General features: G+C 34.7%; 10 protein-coding genes and 3 pseudogenes. 12 read left to right on the top strand and 1 reads right to left on the bottom strand.

What is annotated here, in order from left to right; all coding sequences use genetic code 11:
• From GXK57_RS25760 to GXK57_RS25705, 12 genes and pseudogenes are all read left to right on the top strand, one after another.
• A pseudogene (locus GXK57_RS25760) lies at positions 1 to 1,561 on the top strand (Ig-like domain-containing protein); the annotation flags it as partial.
• A gap of 5 nt (positions 1,562 to 1,566) precedes the next feature.
• Complete coding sequence (locus tag GXK57_RS25755) at positions 1,567 to 1,962, top strand: hypothetical protein (RefSeq protein ID WP_160680876.1); 396 nt, start codon at positions 1,567 to 1,569, stop codon at positions 1,960 to 1,962.
• A 307-nt stretch (positions 1,963 to 2,269) separates the two neighbouring features.
• Positions 2,270 to 3,151, top strand: a complete 882-nt coding sequence (locus GXK57_RS25750; protein WP_202127792.1) for a tyrosine-type recombinase/integrase — start codon at positions 2,270 to 2,272, stop codon at positions 3,149 to 3,151.
• A gap of 12 nt (positions 3,152 to 3,163) precedes the next feature.
• Positions 3,164 to 3,556: a hypothetical protein gene (locus GXK57_RS25745; RefSeq protein ID WP_160680875.1), complete on the top strand. Its 393-nt coding sequence runs from the start codon at positions 3,164 to 3,166 to the stop codon at positions 3,554 to 3,556.
• Between the two features lie 26 nt (positions 3,557 to 3,582).
• Positions 3,583 to 3,726 (top strand): hypothetical protein, encoded by a 144-nt coding sequence (locus GXK57_RS26450; RefSeq protein ID WP_202127791.1) that lies wholly within the window; start codon positions 3,583 to 3,585, stop codon positions 3,724 to 3,726.
• Between the two features lie 305 nt (positions 3,727 to 4,031).
• Positions 4,032 to 4,421, top strand: a complete 390-nt coding sequence (locus GXK57_RS25740; RefSeq protein WP_160680874.1) for a hypothetical protein — start codon at positions 4,032 to 4,034, stop codon at positions 4,419 to 4,421.
• 12 nt (positions 4,422 to 4,433) lie between these two features.
• Positions 4,434 to 5,456: pseudogene (locus GXK57_RS25735) on the top strand (phage/plasmid primase, P4 family); the annotation flags it as partial.
• A gap of 468 nt (positions 5,457 to 5,924) precedes the next feature.
• A pseudogene (locus tag GXK57_RS25730) lies at positions 5,925 to 7,154 on the top strand (IS110 family transposase).
• A 613-nt stretch (positions 7,155 to 7,767) separates the two neighbouring features.
• Positions 7,768 to 8,136 carry an Imm3 family immunity protein gene (locus GXK57_RS25720; RefSeq protein WP_160680873.1) on the top strand — a complete coding sequence of 123 codons (369 nt, stop codon included), beginning with the start codon at positions 7,768 to 7,770 and terminating at the stop codon, positions 8,134 to 8,136.
• 17 nt (positions 8,137 to 8,153) lie between these two features.
• On the top strand, positions 8,154 to 8,777 hold the full coding sequence (locus GXK57_RS26750) for a hypothetical protein (RefSeq protein WP_243156520.1): 624 nt from the start codon (positions 8,154 to 8,156) through the stop codon (positions 8,775 to 8,777).
• Between the two features lie 22 nt (positions 8,778 to 8,799).
• The gene (locus GXK57_RS25710; RefSeq protein ID WP_160680872.1) at positions 8,800 to 9,090 is read left to right on the top strand and encodes a hypothetical protein; all 291 of its coding nucleotides are present in this window, start codon (positions 8,800 to 8,802) and stop codon (positions 9,088 to 9,090) included.
• 346 nt (positions 9,091 to 9,436) lie between these two features.
• Positions 9,437 to 9,640, top strand: coding sequence for a hypothetical protein (locus tag GXK57_RS25705; protein ID WP_160680871.1), 204 nt, complete (start codon positions 9,437 to 9,439; stop codon positions 9,638 to 9,640).
• Positions 9,641 to 9,722: 82 nt separating this feature from the next.
• Here GXK57_RS25705 and GXK57_RS25700 read toward each other — a convergent pair whose 3' ends face one another.
• Positions 9,723 to 11,024, bottom strand: coding sequence for an IS110 family transposase (locus GXK57_RS25700; protein WP_160680870.1), 1,302 nt, complete (start codon positions 11,022 to 11,024; stop codon positions 9,723 to 9,725).
• Positions 11,025 to 11,497 lie beyond the last annotated feature (473 nt).

Genomic DNA, 11,497 nt, shown 5'->3' with positions numbered 1-11,497 from the left:
GATAGATTCAATAGGAAATGACGGAAGTACAATAAGCCAAAACAGAAACTTTATAGTACAAGACTTATCTCCAAGAATGAATATTGATGAACCAACTGAAGGGCAAAGCCTAAACAGTAGTTTAAGAGTGGACGGATGGTCTTTACACAGAGGTGGAGTAAGTCAAGTTAAAGTATATGTAGATGGAAACTTTATAAGTAATGCAAATATTGGTTGCTCACGACCAGATGTAAAGAGTGCCTTTCCTCAGTATAATAATGCAGAGAAGAGTGGTTTTTATTATGATTTAGATATAAATTCTATAAAGCCAGGGGATCACAATATAAGGATAGATTCAATAGGAAATGACGGAAGTACAATAAGCCAAAACAGAAACTTTACTTTGATAAAAGTTAATGGTGGAGTAATAACTAATAGTAATATTGATATTTTAACAGTACTTAAAACTTTTCCTGGTACATTTATGTTTGGAGAATTGCTTGATGGATTAAAGAAGCTAGGGATATCTAATATTAGTACATTTGCCAATAATGTTGTTAACACACTGATAAATAAATTAGGACTACAATATTTGACATTGGACGATATAGGTTATTTTGTTGGTGGAGTGTTAATGGCCGTTGATGATAATGTATTTTTAGGCGGAGCGCAAAAACTGGTAGGGTTATTTGGAAAAACAATGCCTGAAAATAACCATTACTATATGCTTGGAAAAACTTTAACTGATGGAGTATTCCTAGCCCTATTCTTACGAACTTCTGTTATGGCGGCAGCAGATGTAGTCAGAGCATTGGGGACAGCAGCGGGGTCAGCTGCACTAGGAATGCTGACTTCGGAAACAGGAATCGGTTTTGCAGTGTTTGAAACAGCGGCAGGAGTGGAGTTGGTAGAGGCTGCTGCTGCTACATGTGTGTCAGCGATTGCTGGAGCTGGAGCTGCACACTCAAGTGGAGTACTAAGTCAGGATGCAGAGAAATTAGCAAAAACAGAGGGGCATTCTAAGGGGGCGGCTGAAGCTATTGAAGAAGTTAAGGCTTTTGTCAACAAAATAAAGACTGATTTTGGTAGTGAGCTACATTTGAAGCAGCTTTCAGAAGATGAACTAATCGGTGGAATAGCAAAAATAGAAGACCTTGATATTAGGAAGCAGGTTATGTCAAATGTTAGAATGTATGAAGGCAAACTCAAGTATGGGGCAAAAACTCCAGAAGAACTTCAAAAAGCTGAAGCAGATGCGTTTGAAGCTGAAACTGCAGCAGCTGTGAGTAGTAAGACTAAAATTACTGAATATCAAAAGAAAATTATTCCACCGGGAGAATCAATAGCTGGTGAAATAGATGTTGCAACTCAAAAGTGTATAATAGAAGTTACTCTGGGAGATTCATCGAAGAGCGCAGGAGAGTTTACTAAATATTTTAAAGAGCCTATAAACCCTAATGGTGAAAGAGAAGTGATATTATTTGCGCCAGGTATTGGTGCGGAAAACGCAGCAAGAATAGAAAGTGTTGGAGTAAAAGTAATAAGGGATATTAATAAATTAATAAGATATGTTGGGGAGTGATTAAGATGTCTAGAGTTTATTCAATTTATACAGAAGAGCTTCTATCCATGGATACAGTTCTTAATTTAGTCAAAGAATTAGGAGGAGGAATTGGACAAGTTGAAGGTTTTAAACAAGGCATAATTGCTGAAGGTAACGCTGCTATTTGGATTTACTATAGAGGAGCATCTATAAGGTCTGAACTAGGCAAAGTAGAGGAGGTAAAAAAGTTATATGATATTAATGTAAATACTGAGATAGCAGTGGATATAGGTCATGATGATTATAGTGACAAATTAGCAGCTAGCTTTTGTATGGACTTTTTAGAAAGATATCCTAAATCTATTGTATATACAGGTCTAAGGTTTATAGGAATGACTGAACTAAAAGATTGGTATGATGCACCAATAATTGAGTATTAATTTATAAGTACAATTTGTACCTAACAAATGTTTATTTACTAAATATAAATTTAAATAGCTGACTACATAAATTTTGAACAAACTCGCTTCAAAATTACGTGTATTATATATTTTCAAAATAAATGTTTGAGAATGATGAACTTGTATAAATAAGGTGTATACAAAGGGACTGCATTATTACAATAATGCAGTAAGCTGTAACAAAAGTAAAAATTAAATATATATTATAGTAATAATCAAGGCTAATGCTGATAAAAAGGCATTAGCCTTTTTTCTATGCCCCAAAAAAAGAAAGGAGCAAATAAGTATGATTAATGAACTGGTTCAAAGATTCAAGATACATCTAGAGGAGGACGGTAAGAGTCCTAAAACAATAGAAAGCTATGTTGGAGATACTTCCGCCTTTGTAGCATTCCTTGAGGGAAAGGGAGTTGATTTCAATGGAGGGATGAAAAGATTCTACATCACCAGCTACAGGAACTACCTAATTGAGAATCAGTACGAACTATCAACCATCAACAAGAAGGTCAACAGTATTCATTCCTTCAACAGGTACTTGGTGGATAATGGCTGCACAAAAGATATTGTTGTAGATATTGCTAAAGATAGAGTAAAGCTGGCATATGGTTCTGAAAGACAGGTTGAGGTACTAACAGATAAGCAAGTAGAACGAGTCCTATTCTACATCCAAAATGATGAGAAGGTCAGCAAAAGGAATAGGATGATAATTCTCCTGCTTCTCTACACAGGGTTAAGAGTAAGTGAACTTTGTGACATCAAGACAAAGAACATAGATTTACTAACAACACAACTAAGGGTCTTTGGAAAAGGAGGTAAAGTAAGAGAAATTCCTTTGAAATCAGAGGTTGTAGATGCAATCAAAGAATACTTAGTTGAACGCAGTACAAATCCATTTGCAAATTCTGAATACCTAATCGTAGGTCAAAGAGGTGTGCTTCAAAGGGACGCAATAAATACAATGCTTGAGAAACTAACAGTAAAGATAGGTATAGATGTACGGCTTAAGCCACACATGTTCAGACACACATTCTGTACAAGACTTGTGAGCAAAGGAGTACCGCTAACAACAGTAAGTAAATTGGCAGGACACAGCAGTATTGATACTACTGCAAGGTTCTATATCAATTGCAATAAAGAGGAAAAAATGAGGGCTGTAAGCCTATTGTAGGAGGAGAAAAGGATGATAACAATATACACTTTAGATGAAATCAAGGAACTAAGCAACATATCAGAAACAATGAGAAAAGAACTGCTATCCTACTTTGAAGAAATCGCCAAGGGCATAGTTGAGCAAGAGTGGAAGACCTATAATCTTGAAGAAGTTGGACCAATAGTTGTGATAGAGGAGGATGACACTATTGATGTATTGGATGAATACGGATTGATGCAGGGAAGTAAAAATGTACCTCAATCACTTCCGGAGTTTGCAATAAAGGTAGTAGTTGGAGGTATTGAGATGCTAAAAATAATCTGGGTATGTAATGATTCTTTTGGACTTTCTGTGTACTATCCAGTAGGAAAGTTTTGCAATGAATTTGATGACTTCATAATGGAATACATAATGGAGCAATAGCTATGAAGCGGAAGGAGGGTAATATTGTGGAGATACTAATTTTGATTGCAAGAATAATAATGCTAATACTAGAAGGAGCTACAGCAAAAACTGCAACTGAAAATATAGCACGAGAATATGGAATGAATGCTTCAAAGCTTTGGAATGCATTGCCTAAAATATATAAATAAAAAGTTTGAAAATGCAAAATTTGAATTAAAAAATTGAAATACCGAGATTGAAGGAGCTAGAGGGAGTCATATATTACCAAATGGCGTAAAATCGAAAAAATATCCGCCGTATGTAATTATCGACTAAGCACAAACGGAAATCCAGCGGCAATGCTCAGAGACCATAGCCCTTGTCTAGACAGGCTTATACGGCTTCAACGGCTTTCGACATTGATATTCCTACGCGGTAAAATATAAATTGTAGATGGGCACGCTGGCCAGCAACTCCCACCACAACGATATATTTTGTAGGAAGGATGAGGAAAATGGTCAATGAGCAAATTGAGGAACTAAAGCAAAGAGGTTTCACTCTGGATGACAAAGGTAAGGTGAAATATTTCAACGCCAACTATTTTGCTGAATACATCAGAAACCAATTCAGATTGATATACGGAAAGGATGGTTTCTTCTACACTTATCAAAGCAAAGTAGGCATTTGGCAAAAACTAGACGAGGGAAGTTTTGTCAGTGCCATGAGAGATATTCTGCAAAAGCCATTGTTTGGTGTTTGGACACTAAATAGGGAAAGAGAATACATGGCTGCAATTAAGAGAACTCTCTACTACGAGGGGGAAATGAACACTCATAAGAATCTGATAAATCTACAGAATGGGATGTTTGACATTGAAACCTTCGAACTAATCTCACACAGTTAAGAATACTACAGCACAATACAGATACCTGTTGAATACAATCCTGATGCAGAATGTCCTAGATTTAGGCAGTTCCTTGAGGAAATATTTGAAGGTGATAAGGAACGAGAAGCCGTATGCCAAGAATGGGCAGGCTATTCACTGACTATATCTACTAAGGCTCAAAAGGCTCTGATTCTGCATGGAAACGGTGGGAATGGTAAAGGAGTATTCATTGATACATTAAGTTTACTCATAGGGAAAGATAATATTTCTAACATCCCTCTTAATGAGCTGAATAAAGGATTCTCAAGGGTTTGTCTGTACAACAAGATTGTAAATATCAGCAGTGAAAATGAGATGGACGATAAGAGCTTCAATACTCAGTATTTCAAGGCTATTGTAGGTGAAGATACAATAACTGCCGAACAAAAGAACAAACCTGTATTCAGCTTCAAACCTACCGCAAAGATGCTACTAACAATGAACAATCTGCCAGATACAAAGGATACAAGCCATGGATATTTTCGAAGATTATCAATTCTCTGCTTTAATGCTTCATTCACAAATAAGCAGAGAGATAACAATCTGAGAGAAAAGCTACAAAAGGAGCTTCCTGGCATATTCGTCTGGGCAATAGAAGGATTAAAAAGGCTGAAGGAAAATGACTTCAAATTCTCCGAATGCAGTAACATGAACGAAGTTCTAAGGCAATATCAAAGGGAACAGACTCCAATGCTTCAATTCTTTGATGATTGCATAATGGAAGAAAAAGATACTTCCTACAGGATAGATAATAAGATACTGTACAATGCATTTAAAGACTGGGCATATAAGAATGGGCTCAACCAATACTCTAAAATCAGCAGCCAAAAGTTTTGGAGAGAATTTGAGCACATTGCTAAAACTAAAGGCTATTTATGTAAATCAGGACGCTCTAATACCCTTAGATACCATACAGGAGTGAGAATTGTTGTAGAATACAAATCTTCTAATAACATGACACCTACACTTGGACCGATAAATAATGTTGTAGATGAAGATTTTTTCAATAACTAAATAAATTTAAATTGGATAAATACTGGACAAATATTGGTTGAATTTTGGACAAGTACAATCTAGATAAATCAATGGCTTGGTTGTATAGGTTGTAGATTTGAGAGACTTTGTTGTAGGCGTGAAGCTAAAAAGTTCCTACTGAAAAGTAATCCAATTGAAACTGCGTCCATACGACCAAAGCTAGCAAAATCAATGAATGTAGTAACTTAGGATACGACCTAAGTTTGAACCAAATAGCAATAGCAATACCTAATAACCAAGTAAAACACAATAGTGGGAATGGGCATCACTTTGAAGTAATAGCTACTGACAAAGACTACAGGCTTTGAAAATGCTGTCAAGCAGAATAGAATGGATTGGCTGTCGCCCCCTTGCACAGAGATTCAATGTAAGTTGAATAGTCTGAATGCTTCAAACTGAGGTTGCCTGCGTTCCTGCAACGACAAATATAAGAGGAGTGAGTAGAAAATGCATTATAAGCAAAACCATATATATGTTGGATTAGACTTACACAAGGATACTCATACCGCTGTTATAATAGATTGCTGGGATGAGAAGATAGACTCAATAACCATTGAGAATAAGCCTTCTGATTTCACACAACTAATGAACAAGGTAAACAAGATAGCAGGTAAGCTTACACCAGTATATGGACTTGAAGATGTTCATGGCTATGGTAGAAGTCTAGCAGTGTTTCTACTAGAAAAAGGAATGATAGTAAAGGAAGTTAACTCCGCACTTTCCTTCATGGAAAGAGTGAGTTACCCTACTACTAAAAAGAGTGATGATTGGGATGCTAAGTGAATTGCATCAGTACTTTTAAGAAAGCTAGATACCCTACCAGATGCCAATCCACAAGACCTATATTGGACAATAAAGATGATGGTGAATAGAAGAGATGCGATTGTAAAATCAATAACAACTCTAACTAATCAGCTTCATGAACAGTTAAACTACAATTACCCAAGCTATAAGAAATTTTTTTCTGATGTAAATAGTAAAACAGCATTAGCTTTTTACGAGGAATACCCGTCACCGAAACACCTAAGAGGTGTAACCGATGAAGATTTAGCAGAATTTCTAAGGAAACCTAGTCATAATAGCTGTTCCACAAGAAAGGCTAAAGAGATACTGGACATTGTAGAAAGTGATGGCGATACAACAAGGGAGTACCAAGAGTCTAGAGATTTCATCATTCAAAGCATTGTAAGAGACATTGCATTCAAGAGTGATGAAATCAAGAAGGTTGAAACTGAAATGAAAAAACTGCTAAAATTACTAGACCTAAAGCTGGAAACAATTCCTGGCATAGATACTGTAACTGCAATAGCACTTGTTGCTCACATAGGAGACATTAAAAGATTCCGTAATTCTGATAAGTTAGCAAAGTTTTCTGGAATAGCACCGGTAAATTTCAGTTCAGCGGGTAAAGGGAAAGATAAGAAGAGTAAACAAGGTAATAGAGAACTCTATGGAGTGTTCTATTTCTTAGCAGTGCAACAGATTCAAGTATCTAAGAAAGGAACTCCTAGAAATCCAGTTTTCCTAGAGTACTACAAGAGAAAGGTTTCAGAAGGTAAGACTAAGATACAAGCGTTAGTGTGTGTAATGAGAAGGCTCAATAATATCATCTATGGGATGATGAAGAATAAAACTGAATACATTTTACCAGATATGGAAGTAGAGCAAATAGCATGATAAAATAGTGGTAGATGTTGAAAACAGGAGACTCTACCACTAATAAATAATAAGACAGACTCTGCCCCAAGGGGGCGGCTGAAGCTATACCAAAGTTTATTTCAAGAGTTATTGACCCAATAGTAGATTCGAAAATATTTAACAGAGTAAAAGATATTAGGAATAATTTACTCACGAGCGCATATAAAGGGTCTGGTAATTTTGGATATGCTGAAACAAACATTACTGGGTTAAGTAGAAATGAGTTTTTTGCACATAGCTCTATAAATAAGAGTTCTTTTACAGGCGAATTACCTAATAGAGTACCAGACATATCTCTAGAACCGGATAACCCAGTTTTCGATGCTTTAAAAGTTAGCCCTGACAATGTAACAATTGATGGCCCGGATGCATACCTAAGAATTTGGGACTCAGAATATAAAATACTGAACGATGTTGCTAAGCGGTTAGGTAATAATACAAATGCATCAGGGACAATAAAACTATTTACAGAAAGAGAACCTTGTTCTAGCTGTTCTAGAGTAATAAATAAGTTTATGGAGATGTATCCCAATATTAAAATTGATGTTATTCATAATGGAGGTAAAATTTTACGTTAAGGGAGGATAATAATTTGAAAAACTATGAGTATCAAGAATTGATTGACATTGTAAAAGAGGTGTTTGGTAATTATAGAAACGATGCAGCTCAAATTGGAGAGAATAGTATGCAAGCATTATCACGTTTTTTTGTTGACTTTGATTGTGTAATAAATGAGAGTGAGGCCGAAGCAACTACCATATGCGCTACTCTATGCATTGAACTAGATAAGATTCAACAAAAAACTATTTCCAGGCAGCATTTTGAAAAAATTATGAGTATCCTAAATAGGTATGATATTTACAACATTAGGGGTTGTATTAACAATGATGAAATTGAATTACTTAGTAAACAGGTTACTGATGCAATTGATATACTGAGTAAAATAGAGGTTACAGCATAAATTAATGGAAGTTAAAAATGGTAGTAATGGTAAAAGTTGTTACTACCATTTGTTTTTGCAGCTACAGTTTCAGCCCCAAGGGGGCGGCTGAAGCTATTGCTAGACTAAAACAACTTGGAGCAACAGACGAATTAATTTCTCTAATACAAAAATCAGAGGGAATAGCTGGGTTAGATAGGTTAGAAAAGTTGCTGCTGAAATATTTTTCATGCGATGATATTGCTACCTTGAGTAAATATGGAATAAGTACCGCAGAATATGAGGCTAAAGGTATAACCTATACAAGTGTTGCGGAAAATATTTGGCGAATGCTTAATACTAGTGATTCTTATGTGGAACTCTATAGAGCTGTTGGTGTAGATGAGTTTGCAGATATAAAGAGTACAGGTATATTTAGACCAAGTCCAAGTGGTTTTGCTTCAAAACAATTTGGATTCTCGATGGATGAAATATTAAAGCTAAGTAATAATTTTCCTGACAGTGTTGCGATTTTTAAAGCAAAAATACCAAAAAAAGTATTCATTCAATTGGATTTCAATCCTGTAGATACAGCAATATTAAAGAGTGGTAATACAACAGTTCAAGGAGATGTTTTGAAAATATTTAATGATGCATTGCTGGAAGTAAAGCAAGTGTACTAGTAAATAGAGAGGTGAGTTTATTTTGTTAGAATTTATAGCCGAAATATATTTGTTTAAAGAAAATGGTGGCGTTATGCCAGGGGATGGATGGTCTGGAATGATGCCTTCGTTTAATATGGATGGAGAGTTGATAGCCTCAAGGATATTGTGTGACAAGCCTCTTGCAAAGGAACAATGGAATGAAGTAATTATTCAATTGCCATATGGCGATATGTTTGAACACATAAGAGGAAAATTAAAAAATGATTATGAGTTTAAACTTAATGTTGGAGGAAAAGTATTGGGAAAAGGAATAATAAAGTATATAGATTGATAATTCCTTTTAAGTAACTGCAAATTTTAGGCAAGATTTAATGCATAAAAATTTGATTTTCATGTAAGGGGATAGAATTCTTCTACAGTCAATGAATATCGAAAAAGGTAAATAGTTACAATTTGGATGCGTAATATTAATAATGTAGTAAGAGAAGCCCTAAATGAACTAGCTGAAAAACAAGTAGGCTAGTTCATTGTTTTTTATAATGATAAAATAGTGGTAGATGTTGAAAAGAGTAGACTCTACCACTAATAAATAATAAGACAGACTCTGCCCCAAGGGGGCGACTGAAGCGTATGCTGAAGCTGGCGAGGAAAGAGCATTATCCTTATCAACTAGATTTTTGAATAAAACTGATGCCTTATGGATAAGAGCTGAAAAGGTAAAGCCACTTGAAGGTTTTCAGGATATTCTTTGCCATGCTGATAAATATAGTTTAGTTTGGAAAGATGCTGCTGGAAATGAAACTATTGTTTCAGCAGAACAATTTTGTAAAGTATTAGAAGATAGTCCTGTTTATAAAGACCAGCTAATTATAGTCAAGTAAAAAATTAAAAAATATTTCAAGTAAAAAAGAGTATGACAAATAAACCATTTCTAAATACGAATGATTACAAAAAATGTATATTTTATGCTGCGCTTACTAAAGCTTTATTTTCTAAAAACATCTGCTTATGTAGTTTAGGATCTCGTTGCTCAAACGTTGTTTGATTTCGGAGAACAGCAAAAATATAGTTTATTATTTTATGCATTATAGCAACTAAAGCAACCTTAGGCTTTTTGCCATTAAGATTAGTTTGGTAATAATCCAATAAAACTTTATTAATAGGAACTCCACTACGATTTTTTCTAATAGAAGCCAGTGCGATAGAGTATAATGCTCTTCGTCCTATTCGAGTTCCACGTTTAGAAATATTATTTTGAGTACCTTTAAACTTGCCTGACTCAGCAACAGAACAATCTATACCAAAAAATGCAACTAGGTGTTTAGGCTTAATAAAACTCTTAATATCGCCTATTTCAGCTATTAATGTGATGGCTGTTAATGAGCCTATTCCTGGGATAGAATCTACAAAATCAATATTCTTTTTAATTTGTTCAGGAAAATTATCTGAATTAATGAGAGTTTCTATTTCAGTTAATAAATTAGTTATCTCTGCTTCAATAGCATTTATTAATGTTATTGTACTAGTGATTTTAATCGCTAAACCGTGTAACGGTAGGCCGATGATAGTGGCTTCATTTGCTAAAGTAGAAAGCTTTAGATATACTTTTTCAGCCCATGTTACACCTTTTCTAGATTTACCAATAAGAATCTCCAATATTTTCTCTTTAGGTGCTTCTAAAATTGATTGTGGAGTTGGATAATCACTTAAAATAGCAATAGAACTATTTGAGGCTACATTTGAAAAAATAGTATTGTAACCGGGAAAAATTACTCTTAAATCTGCAGATAACTTTTTCTTAAATACAGAACAAGTATCAGTGAGTTTGTAATACTCTCTTATAAGAGATCTTAATAGGAATATATCCAGGCTAACGCCCTGCGAAAGCTTAATATTTTGGAATTTGCCTATTTGGGCAATAGATAAAGCGTCCTTTTTATCATTTTTCACTTTTCTTATGTCGCTACTTTTGTTAGAATTAGTAACGAGTGGATTGATAACAAATGTGTTATCGAAGTTTTTATTAAGAAAGTGGAAAAGAGATAAGTGGTACACTCCGGTGGACTCCATGAAAATGGCAGTTTTCATGTTAAACTCTTCTTCCACTTTTTTTATTTCTTTAAATAAGTGATTGAAGCCACTAACATCATGCTTTATCTTAAAAGCCTTCCTATAAATATCTCCATTAGGTGCGAGTATTGCAATATATGAAAAATCTGCTGAAACATCAATTCCTACTGTAGGGCTATAAAAAAATTTAGACATAGTATATATCTCCTTTAATTAAGTTTAGAGATAGAATAGAGCTTCCAATCTATCAGTTAGTCTATAACCTTGTTTGTGACACGGGTAATTCCCCTAGGGAAACCCAACCAGCTAAACATAGAATTCTACCTGATGGAATGATACGCTTTTTTGCGGGTATAAGCTTTTAAAGCTTCCCAGGAGGTAAACATCTATCCTCTATTCAGGAGTATTATACTAAAATATATTTAATTTGGTTAGGCCCATAATTAGGGTTTAAATAGAAAACTAATATAAAATTAACAAAAGATAATCGGACTACACCGTAAGGTGTTAGACGGGATAACAATTTAAATTAAGAATAATAAATAAACGATGTGCTTTAATGTTCGGTAGAAATGTATTAAGTTTTCTATCAAATGTTATAACTACATCATACAAGGTGGTAATATAAGATTAATGGCCTGTGAGAGTGGAGCAGATGGGGCTATTGT

The organism is Clostridium sp. C8-1-8, assembly GCF_009928445.1.
GTDB lineage: Bacteria > Bacillota > Clostridia > Clostridiales > Clostridiaceae > Clostridium_AR.
The sequence above is the reverse complement of the archived record's forward strand: the minus strand, read 5'-3'. Positions and strand labels throughout refer to the sequence as shown.

Coding starts and splice junctions, on each gene's coding strand:
- GXK57_RS25755 (WP_160680876.1), top strand. CDS start 1,567: ATGTCTAGAGTTTATTCAATTTATACAGAAGAGCTTCTATCCATGGAT.
- GXK57_RS25745 (WP_160680875.1), top strand. CDS start 3,164: ATGATAACAATATACACTTTAGATGAAATCAAGGAACTAAGCAACATA.
- GXK57_RS26750 (WP_243156520.1), top strand. CDS start 8,154: ATGGTAGTAATGGTAAAAGTTGTTACTACCATTTGTTTTTGCAGCTAC.
- GXK57_RS25750 (WP_202127792.1), top strand. CDS start 2,270: ATGATTAATGAACTGGTTCAAAGATTCAAGATACATCTAGAGGAGGAC.
- GXK57_RS25740 (WP_160680874.1), top strand. CDS start 4,032: ATGGTCAATGAGCAAATTGAGGAACTAAAGCAAAGAGGTTTCACTCTG.
- GXK57_RS25700 (WP_160680870.1), bottom strand. CDS start 11,024: ATGTCTAAATTTTTTTATAGCCCTACAGTAGGAATTGATGTTTCAGCA.